At 62.7% G+C, this 17,989-nt stretch carries 15 protein-coding genes and 1 pseudogene; 6 read left to right on the top strand and 10 right to left on the bottom strand.

Features of this window, described 5'->3' with window-relative positions:
• Positions 1-2 precede the first annotated feature (2 nt).
• Entirely contained in the window at positions 3-794 is a 792-nt protein-coding gene (locus LU671_RS17285) for a helix-turn-helix transcriptional regulator (RefSeq protein WP_232856351.1), read from the bottom strand.
• 138 nt (positions 795-932) lie between these two features.
• Here LU671_RS17285 and LU671_RS17280 point away from each other — a divergent pair, with 138 nt between their 5' ends.
• A complete protein-coding gene (locus LU671_RS17280) occupies positions 933-2,036 on the top strand; it encodes a polyamine ABC transporter substrate-binding protein (protein ID WP_186733918.1) in 1,104 nt (367 codons plus the stop codon).
• A gap of 187 nt (positions 2,037-2,223) precedes the next feature.
• Positions 2,224-3,096 carry a contractile injection system protein, VgrG/Pvc8 family gene (locus tag LU671_RS17275; RefSeq protein ID WP_232856350.1) on the top strand — a complete coding sequence of 291 codons (873 nt, stop codon included), beginning with the start codon at positions 2,224-2,226 and terminating at the stop codon, positions 3,094-3,096.
• 63 nt (positions 3,097-3,159) lie between these two features.
• On the opposite strand, the gene LU671_RS17270 is transcribed toward LU671_RS17275, so the two are convergent.
• A complete protein-coding gene (locus LU671_RS17270) occupies positions 3,160-3,975 on the bottom strand; it encodes a carbon-nitrogen hydrolase family protein (RefSeq protein ID WP_232856349.1) in 816 nt (271 codons plus the stop codon).
• A 123-nt stretch (positions 3,976-4,098) separates the two neighbouring features.
• Here LU671_RS17270 and LU671_RS17265 point away from each other — a divergent pair, with 123 nt between their 5' ends.
• The 4 genes from LU671_RS17265 (at position 4,099) to LU671_RS17250 (ending at position 8,324) form a co-directional block, all read left to right on the top strand.
• On the top strand, positions 4,099-4,911 hold the full coding sequence (locus LU671_RS17265; RefSeq protein WP_232856348.1) for a LuxR C-terminal-related transcriptional regulator: 813 nt from the start codon (positions 4,099-4,101) through the stop codon (positions 4,909-4,911).
• Between the two features lie 419 nt (positions 4,912-5,330).
• Positions 5,331-6,647 (top strand): APC family permease, encoded by a 1,317-nt coding sequence (locus tag LU671_RS17260; protein WP_232856347.1) that lies wholly within the window; start codon positions 5,331-5,333, stop codon positions 6,645-6,647.
• An 82-nt stretch (positions 6,648-6,729) separates the two neighbouring features.
• The gene (locus LU671_RS17255; protein WP_232856346.1) at positions 6,730-7,893 is read left to right on the top strand and encodes an AAA family ATPase; all 1,164 of its coding nucleotides are present in this window, start codon (positions 6,730-6,732) and stop codon (positions 7,891-7,893) included.
• A gap of 26 nt (positions 7,894-7,919) precedes the next feature.
• Positions 7,920-8,324, top strand: a complete 405-nt coding sequence (locus tag LU671_RS17250) for a DUF7878 domain-containing protein (protein WP_232856345.1) — start codon at positions 7,920-7,922, stop codon at positions 8,322-8,324.
• A gap of 432 nt (positions 8,325-8,756) precedes the next feature.
• On the opposite strand, the pseudogene LU671_RS17245 reads toward LU671_RS17250, so the two are convergent.
• From LU671_RS17245 to LU671_RS17210, 8 genes and pseudogenes are all read right to left on the bottom strand, one after another.
• A pseudogene (locus tag LU671_RS17245) lies at positions 8,757-9,197 on the bottom strand (GNAT family N-acetyltransferase); the annotation flags it as partial.
• Between the two features lie 188 nt (positions 9,198-9,385).
• Positions 9,386-9,655: a DUF3077 domain-containing protein gene (locus LU671_RS17240; protein ID WP_062363628.1), complete on the bottom strand. Its 270-nt coding sequence runs from the start codon at positions 9,653-9,655 to the stop codon at positions 9,386-9,388.
• Positions 9,656-9,853: 198 nt separating this feature from the next.
• A complete protein-coding gene (locus LU671_RS17235; protein WP_102683700.1) occupies positions 9,854-10,099 on the bottom strand; it encodes a hypothetical protein in 246 nt (81 codons plus the stop codon).
• Positions 10,100-10,486: 387 nt separating this feature from the next.
• A complete protein-coding gene (locus tag LU671_RS17230) occupies positions 10,487-12,097 on the bottom strand; it encodes an ABC transporter ATP-binding protein (RefSeq protein ID WP_232856344.1) in 1,611 nt (536 codons plus the stop codon).
• A 1-nt stretch (position 12,098) separates the two neighbouring features.
• The gene (locus tag LU671_RS17225) at positions 12,099-13,118 is read right to left on the bottom strand and encodes an ABC transporter permease (RefSeq protein ID WP_232856343.1); all 1,020 of its coding nucleotides are present in this window, start codon (positions 13,116-13,118) and stop codon (positions 12,099-12,101) included.
• 1 nt (position 13,119) lies between these two features.
• Entirely contained in the window at positions 13,120-14,193 is a 1,074-nt protein-coding gene (locus tag LU671_RS17220) for a microcin C ABC transporter permease YejB (RefSeq protein ID WP_046854817.1), read from the bottom strand.
• A gap of 1 nt (position 14,194) precedes the next feature.
• Positions 14,195-16,027, bottom strand: coding sequence for an extracellular solute-binding protein (locus LU671_RS17215; protein WP_232856342.1), 1,833 nt, complete (start codon positions 16,025-16,027; stop codon positions 14,195-14,197).
• A complete protein-coding gene (locus LU671_RS17210; protein WP_232856341.1) occupies positions 16,024-17,856 on the bottom strand; it encodes an extracellular solute-binding protein in 1,833 nt (610 codons plus the stop codon). The genes LU671_RS17215 and LU671_RS17210 overlap by 4 nt, the downstream gene beginning before the upstream one ends.
• Positions 17,857-17,989 lie beyond the last annotated feature (133 nt).

Below are 17,989 nucleotides of genomic sequence, written 5' to 3'. Positions count from 1 at the left end.
CTTCAACGGGTACAGAATGCATCCGGCTTGGGCACAAAGAACCGAGCAAACAATTCAGACTGTGACTTGATGTTCAACTTGGCGTAAATATTCCGGCGGTGCACTTTCACCGTTTCCGCCGAGAGTGAAAGTTTCCCGGCAATCTCTTTGTTGGAGAAACCGCTCAGCAGCAGCCTGAGCACATCGCTTTCACGGGTGGTGATCTGCGCGCCCAGCTGGCTCAGTGTTTCCTGCCAGGGCGGTGCCTCGGCAAGGTCCTTCTCGACGTCCACTTCAAAGGCCATGCGCTGGTGCATCAAGGCCGTCACCCAGGGCTTGATGAGGTCGAGGATGGTGATCTGCTCCTGGCTGAAGCGCGCCTTGCTGCCAATGGAGATGCACAGCGTGCGGTCGGCGTCGAGCTGAACGTTGTATTGTGCTTCATCGGCCGAGATGTAGTGCGCGAAGTACTGGTGGTAGTACTCGGTTTCGAGAAAGTACTCCGGCGCGATATCCAGCAGGTGGAAGAACCCGCTCTGCGGGTTTTCCCGATTGGCGATGTAGAACGGGTCCAGCAGGTAGAGCCCCTTCACATAACGATGGATGAACGCGTTGACCTCTTCGGCATCCGCCACCTCGGGCAAGCTCACCACTTCCACTTGCTGGTTGGCGAAGATCAGCACCACCCAGTTGTCGATCTGCACGTACTCGTTCAACACCCTAACCAGCGAACTCCAGAACGCCGGACGGTCCAGCTGCATGATCAGCTTGCCGATCGATCGGTGCCAGGCCAGGCTTTGCAGGTCGAACGGCATTATCTACCCCTTTTGGGTTAGGCATTCGCGGGTCAGAGGTAAGTATTCCGAGGTATTTACTATCCGGTCCTGCCCGGTATAGTCGCTCACTGGGCCTAGGATGGCCGTGAAGATACATCGATTCGATAAGGATGTTGCATGAGACGGTCACGTTTGCGAACCCTTTTTTCGGCCTCGCTGCTCTGTGCGGGGATCAGTACCTCGGTGCTGGCCGCCGAGCCCGGGATGCACCTGTACAACTGGTTCGGGCTGCTCGCACCGGAGACGCCGAAGGCGTTCGAGCAGGAAACCGGCACCCGCGTGCACATGGACGCGTTCGACAGCGCCGACATCATGCAGAGCAAGGTCATGGCCGGGCGCACCGGGTATGACGTGGTGGTGGCCACTTCCAACGTGCTGCCCAGCCTGATCGCGGCGGGCGTGCTGCAGCCGCTGGACCGCGCGCAACTGGGTAATCTTTCGCATATCGACCCCGATATCCTTGCCCAGCTGGCGGTCAACGACCCCGGCAACCGCTACGCCGTGCCCTACCTGTGGGGCACCACCGGCATCGGCTACGACATCGACAAGGTCAAGGCCGCGTTGGGCGACCAGGCGCCGGTGGACAGCTGGGACCTGATCTTCAAGGAAGAGAACATCAGCAAGCTCAAATCCTGCGGCGTGGCGATGCTCGACTCGCCCAGCGAGATCATCTCGATTGCCCTGAACTACCTGGGCCTGCCCAGCAACAGCAGCAACCCGGCGGACTACCAGAAGGCGCAAGACCTGCTGATGAAGATCCGCCCGTACGTGCTGTATTTCGACTCGTCGCGCATCGACACCGACATGGCCGACGGCAATATCTGCGCGGTGGTCGGCTGGGCCAACGGCGCCCTGGCCGCCCAGGCCCTCAACGAGAAGAACAACACCGGGCGGCGGATCGGCTACAGCCTGCCGCGCGAAGGCGCGCTGGTGTGGTCGGAAAACCTGGTGCTGCTCAAGGATGCGCCCCATCCCAAGGCCGGCATGGCGTTCATCAACTACATGATGCGCCCGGAAGTGATCGCCAAGACCTCGAACCACACCCTGTACCCCAACGCCAACAAGGACGCCACCCAGTTCGTCGAACAGGCGCTGCGGGACAACCCGTGGATCTACCCCGACAAGAAGACGGTTGCCACGTTGATCCCGCTCGAGCCGCTGCCGTTGAAACTGGAGCGGATCCGCACACGGGTCTGGACCAAGGTGAAGAGTGGCGTTTGACCTGAGCTGATGTGTCGCCAGCTGCCTGGTGCAAGGGTGTATCGGGCAGCGCGTTGAACAGGGTTGCCTGCGGCCGATTGCTTCAGCGCCCCGCGAATACCATCGTTTCGTGGAACCCGGCTGTTTGGCAGTAGCGGGCGATGGTCTTGCGCACCTGATTTCATCTTATGCCGGAGGAGAACAGCGGATGTTCAGCCCAGCCCATAAGACATACTTGAACTTGACGATCAAAGGTGTGGAGCACGATTTCCAGGTGCTCGGCTACACCGGGGAAGCGGTGGCCAACAGGCCTTTCTTCTTCAACGTGGAACTGGCCAGCGAACGGCCTAGCCTGGACCTTGAACGCTTCCTCGACCTCGAGGCCTTCTTCAGCTTCGACATGAACGGCAATGGCATCCATGGGCGGATCTACCACATCGCGCCGATGGGGCAGGCCCCGTGTTCGGCGCGTTACAGGTTGACTCTGGTGCCGCATTTGTCCTACCTGCGTCACCGCATCAACCAGCGGATCTTTCAACAGTTCTCAGTGCCCAGGATCGTCGCCTTGGTATTGGAAGAGCATGGGATCGTGGGAGACGCCTATCGCTTCGAGCTGAGTGCGAGCTACCCCGAGCGCGACTACTGCACCCAGTATGGCGAAACGGATCTGCACTTCGTCCAGCGCTTGTGTGAAGAGGAGGGCATTCGCTTCCACTTCCAGCACAGTGCCCAAGGCCATGTGCTTGTGTTTGCCGATGGCCAGACGGTGCTGCCGTGGGGCGTGCTTTATCGTCCGCCCCTGGTTCATGCCAAGCCCCGGGTGGTGGAGAATCAGACCGCCGTGGTCATTGCCGTGGAGGATGACGAGAGCCGGTGTGATCGGCGCCTTGCCCGGATTCAGGTCAAGTTTCCCTGGGATCCTGAGGACAGGTTCGACGACAAGAGCTGTTGCTGGTTGTCGGTGGAGTCCGAATGGTGCTGTGAAAGCACTGCCCCACGAACGGGAATGGAAGTCATGGTCACGTTTCTCGGAAACGATCCTGATCAGCCGCGGGTCAGTGGGTGCCTGTGCTGCCGATAGCCTCATTCTGGCTACGGCAGCTTTATCCGAAATCCTCTGCGTCCTGCCCTGTCGTGTTTTCCCTTAATCGATAACCAGCTCCCATACGCCACTGGCATGCTCGATCCGCTCACCCGGCAACTGGATGCGCTGGTTGGCGCTGTAGTCATGGAAGGCGCGGGCCTTGCCGATCAGCGACAGGTCCAGGGTCACGCTATGCCTCGACTCGCCGCGCCCAGCCTCGAACAGCGTGCGGCCATACGGGTCCACCGCCAGGCTCGCCCCCACGAACACGCAGCCATCCGGCCCATCGCCCACGCGGTTGGCGACCACGGCGAACACCTGGTTCTCCATCGTCCTGGCCATCACCGACACCCGGTGCACATGATCCTCCGGTTCGGCCAGGCCATCGGTGATCAGCATCAACTGCGCGCCCAAGGCCTTCAGTGCCCGCGCCGTCTCGGGGAATTCGCTGTCGTAGCAGATCAACAGACCCAGGCGCACGCCGCGCCATTCGACGGTGGCGAAGCGATTGCCCGGAACGACGATGCCGTGCTCCGGCAACCACAGGTGGGTCTTGCGGTAGGTGAGCAGGATGCCTTCAGGGGCGATGAACAGGGTGGTGTTGTAGAAGGTGCCACCGTCGTTCTCGTACAGCCCCAGCACCACCGCGACATTGTGCCGGCGCGCTGCCGCGACCACCGCCTGCACGGCATCGCCGTGGACGGCTTCGGACAGCATGCCGACGTCGTCCTCAGTGAGAAAACCGGTCAGGTGCGACTCGGGGAACAGCAGGATATCGGTGTCCGGCGCGCACTGGGCCAGGGCCTCGAGGATACCGCGCAGGTTGTGGGCGGTGTCGCCGTCGCGGGTTGTCGTCTGTACCACTTCGATCTTCATGGGCAATCCGTCTCGCTGGGCCCGACCCTTCCGCGGGCGAGTGACATTTGCGAAGGGTGGTGCAAGTATGAAAACAATCACTGGCAAAACAATCACTTCGACGGGTTAACCCGGGGGTAGGGCATGAGCTTGAGCCTGCAGGATCTTTCGTGGCACCAGGGTGTGGGCCAATGCATCGAGCACCTCGACCGGCCGAGCTTCTGGCGCACACTGGCGATGCTGCTCGGCGACTTCGTCGAGGTGGATACCTGGGTGGCGCTGCTGTTCAGCCACGACAAGCCGCTGATCTTCGACCAGAGCCCTTACGAGCGCGAGGGCATCGACCCGCTGGTGAGTGTGTACGCCAACGGCCTGTACCTGCTCGACCCGTTCTACATCAGCAACCGCGAGCGGCCGCTGACCGGCCTGGTGCGCCTGGCCGACGTGGCCCCGGAGCAGTTCCAGCAGACCGACTACTACCGCCTGTACTTCACCCACAACGTGGTCGCCGACGAGGTGCAGTTCAACCTGGCCCTGGGCGATGGGCGCACACTGTGCCTGTCGCTGGGCGGGCGCTCACGTTTCGACGCCCAGGCCATCGCCCAGCTGGAGCTGGTACGCCCCTGGCTGATCGGTCTGCTGCGCCAGCGCCTGCACTTCGAACAAGTGCCCGAGCGCGCACCGGCCAAGCCCGCGCTGGGCCTGGCCCAGGGGCGCGACGAGGCGCGCCGGCAACTTGAGTCGGTGCTCACGGCGCGGGAGCTGGACGTGGTGCGGTTGATCCTGTCGGGGCATTCGAACAAGGAGACGGCCATCAAGCTCAAGCTGTCGGCCGAGACGGTGAAGGTCCATCGACGCAACGTGTACCGCAAGCTGGACGTGAACTCCCAGAGCGAGCTTTTTTCGCTGCTGTTCCTGGCCGGCGAAGACCTCGCCAGCCTGCAACCGGCGCCGTGATTCCCCCGCGCCATTACCCCCAGGTTAATCCTTCGACGTTATAGGAATCCCCACGGGGATCCGCATACTGGGCTGGCAGCTTCCTTGCGCGTGACCACCTGGAAGCCGCGTGAGAGCGGACTTCGTGGTCGCAGCGTGGGAGCGGGGTTCGCGGTCGTAGCGTAGTAGCGGGCTGCGCGGTCGTAGCGTGGGAGCGGGCTTGCCCCGCGATCACCGGCAAGGCCGGTGCCATCCACCACATTGCCTGCATCGCGGGGCAAGCCCGCTCCCACGCTGTATTTCCTGCACCTGCTGCACCTGCTTAGCGTGCTGCAGACCGGCTTGGCAATTTCCTAGAACAATCACAAGAGGATGACCCATGGCTCATTTCGCTCACGGCCTGGCCCGTGGCATTGCCCCTGCGCGCCAGGAGGCCACCCATGCCTGACGCCACCCCCGCAAAACTCTCCCTGACCTCCCTGACCGCCTTCGGCCTGGCCTACATGTGCCCGAGCCTGGCCATGGTGATCTTCGGCGTGATCTCCGAACGCAGCGACGGCATCGCCCCCAGCGCCTTCCTGCTGGCCACTGGCGCCATGCTGCTGTCGGCCCTGAGCTACGCCAAGCTGTCGCGCCTGTTCCCGGTGTCCGGCTCGGCCTACTACTACGCCAAGCGCCTGCTCGGCCCCGGTTGCGGCTTCGTGGTCGGCTGGGCGGTGCTGCTGGCCTACCTGTTCATGCCCATGGTCGCCTGGCTGTTGCAGTCGGTGTTCCTCAACGCCCAGTTCCCGCAGGTGCCCACCTGGGGCTGGCTGCTGATCAACATCGGCCTGACCACGGCGGTGACCGTCAGCGGCATGACCCTGACCGACCGCCTGAACAAAGTGCTTACGGTCCTGAGCGTGGCCCTGGTGCTGTTGTTCATTGGCTACTGCCTGCGCTATGTGGCCGGCCAGCCCCAGGTCGGCTTCACCCACCCCGTTTGGAACGAGCACAGCACCTTGACCGGCCTCACCGCCGCCGCCGCCATCGCCGCCTATTCGTTCCTCGGTTTCGACGCCGTGACCACCCTGGCCGAGGAGGCCGAGCAGCCCAAGCGCGACATCCCACGTGCGGTGCTGCTGGTGATCAGCGTGGGCGGGCTGCTGTTCACGGCGGTGGCCTACCTGATGCAACTGAGCCACCCCGGCGGCCAGTTCGCCGACCCAGAGACTGCGACCTACGCACTGTCGATCGAGGTGGGTGGGCAGTTCTTCGCCGACTTCGTCAACCTCGGCGGCATCGTCGCCGGCTTCGCCTCGTGCCTGGCGGTGCAGGTCAGCGCCAGCCGCTTGCTGTACTTCATGGGCCGCGAAGGCGTGCTGCCGCCGCGTTATTTCGCCAAGCTGCAGGGCAGAGCGCGCACGCCGGTGTTCAACCTGCTGCTGATTGCCGGGCTGGGGTTGATCGGGATCGGCGCGGATGTGAGCTCGGCCGCTTCGCTGATCAACTTCGGCGCGTTCCTGGCGTTTGCGGCGGTGAATGTCTGCGTGATTGCGTACTACCTGCGTGAGCGGCGCAAGCAGCGGTTGAGCGGGGTGGGGTTCGTGGTGTTTCCGCTGCTGGCGATTGGGGTGAACCTGTATCTGCTGTCGCTGCTGAGCACGGTGGTGATACTGGCCGGGGTGGCTTGGCTGGTGTGTGGCGGGTTGTACCTGATGTGGCTGACGGCGGGGTTCAGCAAGTCCACGCCGGGGCTTATGGAGGTTGAGTCTTGAGGTGATGCGTATGCCACTGCAGCTTTACACGGAATTATTCCAGGCCAATAATTATTGGTAACTCATAATTTAGGATAAACCCATGGCTGACATTTTCCTGCGCCCGGAACTGGCGGCCGATATGGCCAGGCAACTGCTCAAGCCCTCTGCACTGGATATCGGCCTGCGTTCCGGGTTGTTCCTGTCCGGCCTGCGCCGGACGGGCAAGACCACCTTCCTCAAGAACGATCTGATCCCGGCCCTGGAGGCACAGGGCGCACTGGTGATCTACGTCGACCTGTGGAGCGACACCCAGACAAGCCCGGTGAAGCTGGTGCTGGCTGCCGTGCGCAAAGCCCTGCACGAATTGCAGACACCGACCTCGTCGTTCATGCAACGTCTCAAGCGCGTGCGTGGCGCCGAGGTGGAGCTGGCCGGTTTCAAGTTCGGTTTCAACCTCGATACCCTGGGTGAGGCAGGCGGCGTGACACTCGCCGAAGCGCTGACCGAAGCGGTGGACCAGGCCAAGGCGACAGTCGTGCTGATCGTCGACGAAGTGCAGCATGCCATCACCACAGAAGACGGGCAGCAGATGATGCTGGCCCTGAAGGCCGCACGTGACGCCATCAACCCAAGGCCCGCGACGCCTGGGCATTTCCTGTTCATCGGCACCGGCTCGCACCGGGCCATGGTCAACGAGCTGACCGCCCGGCGTAACCAGGCGTTTGCCGGCGCCACCAACGTGGCTTATCCGGTGCTGGACGAGGGCTATGTCGCGTTCTGGCTCCAGCGGCTCGCCGCAGATGGCCTCGACAACCTGCCCTCGCTGGAGGTGGCGACCGAAGCGTTCAAGACACTGGGCAGCCGGCCTGAAGAGTTCATCCGTGCCCTGCGTCAGTTGATTCACTCGCCCAGCCTCGGTTCTGGGGCGGATGTGGTGCTGCCGGTGATCGCGGCCACGCTGCGTTCGGCGGCGGCCGACCTGGAACTGATGAAGGTCGAGGAACTGGGCGTGCTGGCCCAGGCCATTTTCGCCCGGATCGCCTCCGTGGATGGCGAGACGCGGGGTGTGTTTTCCAGCGAGGCGGCGGGGGAGTATTCGACGTTCGTGGGGCGTGAAGTGCGGGTGGAGGAGATCCAGCCGGTGGCCAATGAGTTGCTGGCGGCGAACCTGATCATTCGCCGGGGGCATGGCCTGTATGGCGTGACTGATCCGTTCGTGCAGGAAATCTGGCGGGAGCGCCAGGCGATGCTGGGCAAGCGCTGATAGACGTTCAGGGCAGGCGAACACCGATGAAGATCGACTTTGAATTGCTCACATTGCCGGACGACATGTCGGGCTACAACGCGGCGGCCTTTACCGAGGGCCGCCTGAGCATTGAAGTGCAAGGGCAGGTTTTCTTGCAGGTGGAGTACTGCTTGCTGCTCGAATTGGCGAACGTGGTGACGCAATGGTTGAAAGCCGTCGCCACCCATGGGGCTCAGGATTTTTACTACGCCTCGATGGACGAAGAAGAGGAGCCGATCCTCGCGCTGCGCTACTGCCGCGCCAGATCGGTCTTCTCACTATGGTCCTGTTGGGTGGTTTGCGAGTCAGGTCCCGAAGTGACGCTGGAGCAGGCCATCGAATGTTTCGAGCGGTATGTTCATGAGTTGAGGCAGGCAATCGACCAGCGTCTGCAGGCCGTTTTGCCCTGACAACCCATTCAAACCTACGCGCAACCTGTAGGAGCGGCCTTGTGTCGCGAAAGGGCCGCAAAGCGGCCCCCGGTTTCTGATGTGTTGCGAAGAATGGAATGCAGCGTGGGAGCGGGCTTGCCCCGCGATCACCGGCAATGCCGGTGCCAAACACTGCGACGCTCGAATGAACACCCTGCAAGGTTAGCCGAGCGCATGTGAACGGACTCACTCATAACCCATTTTCAGGTTTTGGGCTTGGGTTGCCAATTCATCCATCGCTCCACGACTGGCTTCGTCTCGCTTGTCCTTGTAGGCAATCAGCTCGGAGAACGTGATAGCCCGTTCACCTTCAGCGCTGGAATGGGGGATTGCTCCCTCATCCAGCAGCTTTGCCAGATGCTCGCAAGAAACGTTAATCGCGAGGGCCGCCTCCGTCATGGTCAGCGTGGACTTTTCCATGACAATGGTGCGCTCCACGCCATGGAATTCATCACGAAGCTTCCGATACCCCAACCGCGCGTAGAACCCTTGGGCGGTGATGGATGAAGGAACGCGCAGTGCCATGACACCTGCCCTGATCGCTGCAGCATGAACGGCCTCCATCAACCGTTTGCCGACACCTGTCCGATGATGGATTGGAGCGACGAACACTGTCCTGACAACCTCGCCATCCAGGCTTGCCGTCCCCAGCAATTCGTTTTGGTTGACGGCTACGAATACCATTCGGCTATCGAGCAATGCACTGACCGCCGCAGGTGAAAAGTTCTGTTCTACCTGGGCGATCACCTCTGCCGGGTAATCCTGCGAGTTGGATTCGCGCAATGCCGTGATCACGATGCGGCTGATGGCTTCTGCGTCTTCGCGCTGAGCGCGGCGGATATGACATTCCATGGAGACATCCCGAATTTATGCCCAAAGCTTAGCCGGTGTAGGAGCGGCCTTGCCGAGGCGTCGGACCGGTCGGAAAGGGCTGCGTAGCAGCCCCAGCAATCTTCGCAACACATCAGGAACCTGGGGCCGCTTTGCGGCCCTTTCGCGACACAAGGCCGCTCCTACAGGGTCCGCGTTTGCCTGTGGCGTCAGTGCTTCATCCCCAACTCCGCATCATCCATCAGCGCCTTGGCCAGCGCGCTCAGGTAATACGATGCCCAGATCAGCTGAGGCTTCTCCTCCATGATCCCGGTGATGGTCAGGTCGCACACGCAGCCCATCAACTCCGAAGCCTGTTCCCGTGCGTGTTGGCACGGGATGCCGGGTTCGATACAGAACAGCGGGTCGGTATGCCCTTCACCCTGATAGAACTTGGTCTTGCCCACCGTGGTGTGGGGCGTGGTGTCGTCTGTGCTCATTGCTCAATCTCCCTGAAATGATCGGTGCCTGGGCTTGCGCAATCGCGGGACAAGCCCGCTCCCACGGGTACATGTATCACGCCGCATGTGGGGTGCTGCGCTTGGATCGCAGCGATGGATCACAGCGTGTTTGGATTACAGCGTGGGAGCGGGCTTGCCCCGCGATTGCGTCAGCCCAGCCAACAAATGACTTAAGCCCTAGTGCAAAGTCCGAGGCTCCACCTGCGGCATCTGCACCTGAATCAACGCCGATTCGAGCAGCACCCGCAGCGCCTCCATTTCATGCATCGCGGCCAAGACCAGAATCGACACGGGCGACTTGGGATGCAGCAGAACAGCCTGATGCGCCACGGTCTGCGCGCACAGGGCGTACTCCGTGGCCTGGATGATGGTGTCTTCGAGGGAGTGGTGGTTGTGGGGTGGGTCGGGGACGATCTTTAACATAGCAACTTCCCTTTGGTGGTGCGGCCACCTGCCTGCTGTCAAACAGTAGGGTGGCAGATGTACGTGGGTTGACAGACCGGCGGAAATTGCAAAGTTCCGGCGCACGCAAGCGTGCCCGCACGTACAGCTGCCATAAAGGTTGAGCTGCGTGCAATTTGCCGTCACAGCCTGTCAAAGCTGTATCGTTGATGTGCAACGATAGGCCGAGACTAGAGCCCCGCCAGGGAGACCGCAACGGAAAAAAGGCGGCAGAAGTATGTTTGGGAAATGGACTACAGCATAGGGTTTTAATCTGATTTTTCTGGACGACCCACCGCGATACAGCGTAATACCAACAAGGCGGACAGCGGTTGCGCGTCCGATGACATTTGAGTTGGCTACGATGCTTCAGGCGGTCGACGTCGTCCCCAAAAACGCAGCTTCCAACAACTGCCTCGTATACCCATGCCGCGGCTCATGAAATATAGCCCCCGCATCCCCCTGTTCCACCACCTGCCCATGCTTGATCACCATCAACTGATGACTCAACGCCTTGACCACCGCCAGGTCATGACTGATAAACAGATACGTCAGGTTGTACTTGACCTGCAAATTCCGCAAAAGCTCAACCACCTGCCGCTGCACCGTCCGATCCAGCGCCGAGGTCGGCTCATCCAGCAATATCAGCGCGGGCTTCAGCACCAACGCCCGAGCAATCGCAATCCGCTGCCGTTGCCCCCCAGAAAACTCATGGGGATACCGATGCCGCGTCCGTGGATCCAGCCCCACTTCCTCCAACGCCGCAATAATCGCCGCTTCCTGCTCAGCCGGCGTGCCGATCTTGTGAATCCGTAAACCCTCGCCGACGATATCCGCCACGCACATGCGCGGGCTCAGGCTGCCAAAGGGATCCTGAAACACCACCTGCATCTCCCGCCGCAGCGGCCGCACTTCCTTCTGATTCAGCCCTTCAAGATTCTGTCCATGGAAGCGAATCCCGCCTTGGCTGGAAATCAACCGCAAGATGGCCAACCCCAAGGTGGACTTGCCCGACCCACTCTCGCCAACGATCCCCAGCGTCTGCCCCCGGGGCAGGCTGAAGTTCACCCCATCCACCGCCTTCACATGGTCCACGGTCCGGCGCAGCAGCCCCTTTTTGATCGGGAACCACACCTTCAGGTCCTTCACCTCCAGCAACGGCGCCCCTTCGGCATTCGCGGCAGGTGCGCCGCTGGGCTCGGCATTGATCAGCATCTGTGTATACGGATGCTGCGGCTTGCTGAACAGCGTGGCGCAGTCGGCCTGCTCGACGATCTTGCCGCACTGCATCACGCACACGCGGTGGGCGATGCGGCGAACCAGGTTGAGGTCGTGGCTGATCAGCAGCAGGGCCATGCCGAGGCGCGCCTGCAGCTCCTTGAGCAGGTCGAGAATCTTCAACTGCACGGTCACGTCGAGCGCCGTGGTGGGCTCGTCAGCGATCAGCAGTTCGGGTTCGTTGGCCAGGGCCATGGCGATCATCACCCGCTGGCGCTGGCCACCGGACAGCTCATGGGGCAGGGCTTTCAGGCGCTTGTGCGGCTCGGGAATGCCGACCAGTTCCAGCAGCTCAAGTGTGCGGGCGGTGGCGGCCTTGCCGGTGAGTCCCTTGTGCAGCAACAGGATCTCGTTGATCTGCTTCTCGATGCTGTGCAGCGGGTTCAGCGAGGTCATCGGCTCCTGGAAGATCATCGCAATGCGGTTGCCGCGAATCCGCTGCATGGGCTTCTCGCCCAGGTGCAGCAGGTCTTTGCCTTCGTAATGGATGGTGCCGGAGGGATGCCGGGCCAGCGGGTAGGGCAGCAGGCGCAAAATCGAATGGGCGGTCACCGACTTGCCCGAGCCGCTTTCGCCGACCAGGGCCAGGGTTTCGCCCTTGCGGATGTCGAAGCTGATGCCGTCGACCACGCGGTTGACCTGCTCGCCAGTGACGAACTCCACCGCCAGGTCGCGGACTTCGATCAGGGTGTCTTGGCTCATGTCATTTCCTCGGGTCGAAGGCGTCGCGGGCGGATTCGCCGATGAATACCAGCAGGCTCAGCATCACCGCCAGCACGGCGAAGGCGCTGATGCCCAGCCAGGGGGCTTGCAGGTTGGACTTGCCCTGGGCCACCAGCTCGCCCAGCGACGGCGAGCCGGCGGGCAGGCCGAAGCCGAGGAAGTCCAGGGCGGTGAGGGTACCGATGGCGCCGGTGAGGATGAACGGCATGAAGGTCATGGTCGAGATCATGGCGTTAGGCAGGATGTGGCGGTACATGATCGGGCCGTTGCTCATCCCCAAGGCACGGGCGGCGCGTACGTATTCGAGGTTGCGCCCGCGCAGGAACTCGGCGCGAACTACGTCCACCAGGCTCATCCACGAGAACAGCAGCATGATGCCCAGCAACCACCAGAAGTTGGGCTGCACGAAGCTGGCGAGGATGATCAGCAGGTACAGCACCGGCAGGCCGGACCAGATCTCCAAAAAGCGCTGGCCGGCGAGGTCCACCCAGCCACCGTAGAAGCCCTGCAAGGCGCCGGCGATCACGCCGATGATGGAGCTGGCGATGGTCAGCGTCAGGGCGAACAGCACCGAGATGCGAAAGCCGTAGATCACCCGGGCCAGCACGTCGCGGCCCTGGTCGTCGGTGCCGAGCAGGTTGTCGGTGGAGGGCGGTGCGGGGGCCGGTACTTTCAGGTCATAGTTGATGCTCTGGTAGCTGTAGGGGATCGGCGCCCACAGCACGAAGGCGTCCTTCTTCTCCATCAGCTCGCGGATGTACGGGCTCTTGTAGTTGGCCTCCAGCGGGAACTCGCCGCCAAAGGTCGTCTCCGGGTAGCGCTTGAAGGCGGGGAAGTACCATTCGCCGTCGTAGCGCACGGCTATCGGCTTGTCGTTGGCGATGAACTCCGCGCCCAGGCTCAGCACGAACAGCACCAGGAAGATCCACAGCGACCACCAGCCGCGGCGGTTGGCCTTGAAGCGCTCGAAGCGCCGGCGATTGAGGGGGGACAGGGCCATGTCAGTGCTCCCGGCTGGCGAAGTCGATACGTGGATCGACCAGGGTGTAGGTGAGGTCGCCGATCAGCTTCACCACCAGACCAAGCAGGGTGAAGATGAACAAGGTGCCGAACACCACCGGGTAGTCGCGGTTGATCGCCGCCTCGAAACTCATCAGGCCCAGGCCGTCGAGGCTGAAGATCACCTCGATCAGCAAGGAGCCGGTGAAGAAGATGCCGATGAACGCCGAGGGGAAGCCGGCGATCACCAGCAGCATGGCGTTGCGGAACACATGGCCGTAGAGCACGCGGGTGCGGCTCAGGCCCTTGGCCTTGGCGGTGACCACGTATTGCTTGTTGATCTCGTCGAGGAAGCTGTTCTTGGTCAGCAGGGTCATGGTGGCGAAGTTGCCGATCACCAGCGCGGTGATCGGCAGCACCAGGTGCCAGAAGTAGTCGAGCACCTTGCCGGTGGTGGAGAGCTCGTCGAAGTTGTTGGAGGTCAGCCCGCGCAGCGGGAACCAGTCGAAGTAGCTGCCACCGGCGAACAGCACGATCAGCAGGATGGCGAACAGGAACGCGGGGATGGCGTAGCCGACGATGATCGCCGAGCTGGTCCACACGTCGAAATGGCTGCCGTGGCGCACGGCCTTGGCGATCCCCAGGGGGATCGACACCAGGTACATGATCAGCGTGCTCCATAGCCCCAGCGAAATGGACACGGGCATCTTCTCGGCGATCAGGTCGATGACCTTGGCGTCGCGGAAGAAGCTGTTGCCAAAGTCCAGCTGGGCGTAGTTCTTGACCATGATCCACAGCCGCTCGGGCGCCGACTTGTCGAAGCCGTACATGCGCTCGATTTCGGCGATCAGCGCCGGGTCCAGGCCTTGCGCGCCGCGGTAGTTGGAGCCGGCCACCGAGACCTCGGCGCCGCCGCCGGCGATGCGGCTGGTGGCGCCTTCGAAGCCTTCGAGCTTGGCGATCATCTGCTCGACCGGGCCGCCGGGGGCGGCCTGGACGATGATGAAGTTGATGATGAGGATGCCGAACAGGGTCGGGATGATCAGCAGCAGGCGCCGCAGGATATAGGCCAGCATGTCAGTTGGCCTCTTCCGCGGCGGGGGCTTCGCTCACGGCAGGCGTGACGTCGGGCTTGATCCACCAGGTGTCGATGCCGATGTCGTACTTGGGCGACACGGCGGGGTGGCCGATGTGGTTCCAGTAGGCCACGCGGGAAGTCTTGATGTGCCAGTTGGGGATCACGTAGTAGCCCCACAGCAGTACCCGGTCCAGGGCACGGCAATGGTCGATCAGGCTCTGCCGGGAGTCAGCGTTGATCAACTGCTCCACCAACTGGTCGATGGCCGGGTCACGCAGGCCGATGAAGTTGCGGCTGCCGGGGTTGTCGGCGGCGGCGCTGTTCCAGTATTCGCGCTGTTCGTTGCCGGGCGAGTTCGATTGCGCGAAACCGCCGACGATCATGTCGTAGTCCCGCGAGCGCAGGCGGTTGATGTACTGCGATACATCTACCCGGCGGATCTCGAGGTTGATGCCCAGGTCCGCGAGGTTGCGCTTGAACGGCAGCAGTACGCGCTCGAACTGGGTCTGGGCCAGCAGGAACTCGATGCTCACCGGCTTGCCGTCCTTGTCGACCATCTTGTCGTCGACGATCTTCCAGCCGGCGTCCTGCAGCAGCTTGTAGGCCTGGCGCTGCTGGTCGCGGATCATGCCGCTGCCGTCGGTGACGGGGTTGCGGAAGGCGCCGTTGAACACCTCGTCGGGCACCTTGGCGCGCAGTGGTTCGAGGATCTTCAGCTCGGCGGGCGAGGGCAGGCCGCTGGCGGCCATCTCGGAGTTCTCGAAGTAGCTGCCGGTGCGGGTGTAGGCGCCGTTGAACAGCTGCTTGTTGGTCCATTCGAAGTCCATCAGCAGGCTGATGGCGTGGCGCACGCGGATGTCCTGGAACACGGGTTTGCGCAGGTTGAAGATGAAGCCCTGCATGCCCACCGGGTTGCCGTTGGGGATCTCTTCCTTGATCAGGCGGCCGCCGCGCACGGCGGGCACGTCGTAGGCGGTGGCCCAGTTCTTCGCGCTGACTTCCAGGGCGTAGTCGAACTGGCCGGCCTTGAGGGCTTCGAGGGCGACGGTGTTGTCGCGGTACGAGTCGAAGGTCATCACGTCGAAGTTGTAGAAGCCGCGGTTGATCGGCAGGTCCTTGGCCCAGTAGTCCTTGACCCGCTCGTAGCGGATCGAGCGGCCGGCCTTCACCTCGACGACCTTGTACGGGCCGCTGCCCAGTGGGATCTCCAGGTTGCCGCGGTTGAAGTCACGGCCCTCGTACCAGTGCTTGGGCAGCACCGGCAGCTGGCCGAGGATCAGCGGCAACTCGCGGTTGTTGGTGTGCTTGAACTTGAACAGCACCTTGAGCGGGGCTTCGGCGACCACCTCGGCGACGTCGGCGTAGTACTGGCGGTACAGCGGCGCGCCGTCCTTGATCAGGGCGTTGAAAGTGAACACCACGTCCTCGGCGCGCATCGGCTGGCCGTCGTGGAAGCGTGCTTCGGGGCGCAGGTAGAAGCGCACCCAGCTGTTGTCGGGGGCCTTTTCGATCTTGCCGGCCACCAGGCCGTATTCGGTGAAGGGCTCGTCCAGGCTCTGGCGCATCAGGGTGTCGTAGATGCTGCCGACGTTGTCGGCGGGCACGCCCTTGTTGATGAACGGGTTGAGGCTGTCGAAGCCGCCGAAGCTGGACTGGCGGAAGGTGCCGCCCTTGGGCGCGTCAGGATTGACGTATTCGAAGTGCTTGAAGTTGGCCGGGTATTTTGGCGGCTCGTCGTACAGGGTCAGGGCGTGCTGCGGGGCGGCCACGGCCGGGAGCGTGAGGCAGGCCAGCAACAGGCTGCCGGCCAGGCGGCGCAAGGTGGGCGTCATTTGGCTTTCTCCGAAGTCTTCTTGATCCACCAGCTGTTCAGCCCGAGGGTGTAGGGCGGCGTGGTGACGAAGGCGAACCGGTTGCGGTAGGCCAGGCGGTGATTGTCGAGGTACCAGTTGGGGATCATGTAGTACTGCCATGAGAGCACGCGGTCCAGGGCACGCGCCGCGGCGATCTGGTCATCACGCGTGCGGGCGGCGAGCAGGGTGTCGAGCAGGTGGTCGACCACCGGGTCCTTGACCCCAGCATAGTTCTTGCTGCCCTTGGTGGCGGCTTGGCTCGAGTGGAAATACAGCCACTGTTCGAGGCCCGGGCTCAGGGTCTGGTTCAGGGTCATCAGGATCATGTCGAAATCGAACTGGTCGAGCCGTTGTTTGTACTGGGCGCGGTCGACAGTGCGCAAGCGCGCATCGATGCCGATGCTGGCCAGATTTTCGACATAAGGTTGCAGGATGCGTTCGAGGTTCGGGTTCACCAGCAGCAGTTCCATGCGCAACTGCTGGCCCTTGCCGTCCACCAGGCGCTGGCCGTTGAGCTTCCAGCCGGCCTGGGCGAACAGCGCCAGGGCCTGGCGCAGGGCCGGGCGGCTGATGCCGCTGCCGTCGGTGTGGCTGACCTGGTAGGGCTGGGTGAACAGCTTTTCCGGCAGTTGGTCGCGGAACGGCTTGAGCAGCAGCCACTCCTTGCCGGTGGGCAGGCCTGTGGCGGTGAAATCACTGTTGGGGTAGTAGCTGGTGGCGCGCCGGTAGGCGCCGTTGAACAGCGCGCGGTTGGTCCACTCGAAATCGAGCATCAGGCCCAGCGCCTGGCGTACCCGCGGATCGCTGAAGGTGGCGCGGCGGCTGTTCATGAACAGGCCTTGGGTCTGTGTCGGGATCTTGTGCGGGATCTGCGCCTTGATCACCTCACCGCGGCGCACGGCGGGGAAGTTGTAGCCGTTGGCCCAGTTCTTCGCCTGGTGCTCGATGTAGAGGTCGAACTCGCCGGCCTTGAAGGCCTCGAAGGCCACGGTGGCGTCCCGGTAGAACTCGTATTCGACGCGCTTGAAGTTGTACTTGCCGCGGTTCACGGCCAGGTCCTTGCCCCAGTAGTCCCTCACCCGCTCGAACACCAGCCGGCGGCCGGGTTGCACCTCGGTGATGCGGTAGGGGCCGCTGCCCAAAGGCGGCTCGAAGGTGGTGGCCTTGAAGTCGCGCTTTTCCCAGTAGTGCCTGGGCAGTACCGGCATCTCGCCCAGGCGCAGGATCAGCAGCGGGTTGCCGGCGCGCTTGAACACGAAGCGGATGCGCAGCGGGCCGAGGATGTCGACCCGGGCCACTTCCTGCAGGTTGGTGCGGTAGATCGGGTGGCCATCCTTGAGCAGGGTGCGGTAGCTGAAGGCGACGTCGGCGGCGGTGATCGGCACGCCGTCGTGGAAGTGCGCCTCGGGGCGCAGGTTGAACACCACCCAGCTGCGGTCCTCGCTGTACTCGACCGAGCGGGCGATCAGGCCGTAGCTGGAGGTGGGCTCGTCGCCGGAGGGGTCGTACATGCCGGTGCCGACCATCAGCGGCTCGTTGAGCTCGTTGATGCCGTACTGCAGGAAGTTGGGCGTGGTGACCGGGCTCGAGCCCTTGAAGGTGTAGGGGTTGAGCGTGTCGAAGGTGCCGAAGGCCATGGCCCGCAAGGTGCCGCCTTTGGGGGCTTGCGGATTGACCCAGTCGAAGTGGGTGAAGCTGGCCGGGTACTTGAGCGTGCCGAACTGCGCGTATCCGTGGCTTTCGCTCACCATCGCGACGGCGGGGAAGCTCAAGGCCAGGCTGAGAGACAGCAGGAGGGGACGTATCAAGTCGGCATCCGATCCAGAAGGCGTTGGGCTTGGTTCGGGGTACAGTAACAGCTTGTCTGGAATGGAAAAAGGGTGCGAGCCGGTCAGATGGATGTGGCTGATTGGGGCTGCTTCGCAGCCCTTTCGCGGCACA

The organism is Pseudomonas sp. NMI760_13 (genome assembly GCF_021283245.1).
GTDB classification, from domain to species: domain Bacteria; phylum Pseudomonadota; class Gammaproteobacteria; order Pseudomonadales; family Pseudomonadaceae; genus Aquipseudomonas; species Aquipseudomonas peradeniyensis.
This window is presented reverse-complemented; position numbering and strand designations above follow the sequence as displayed.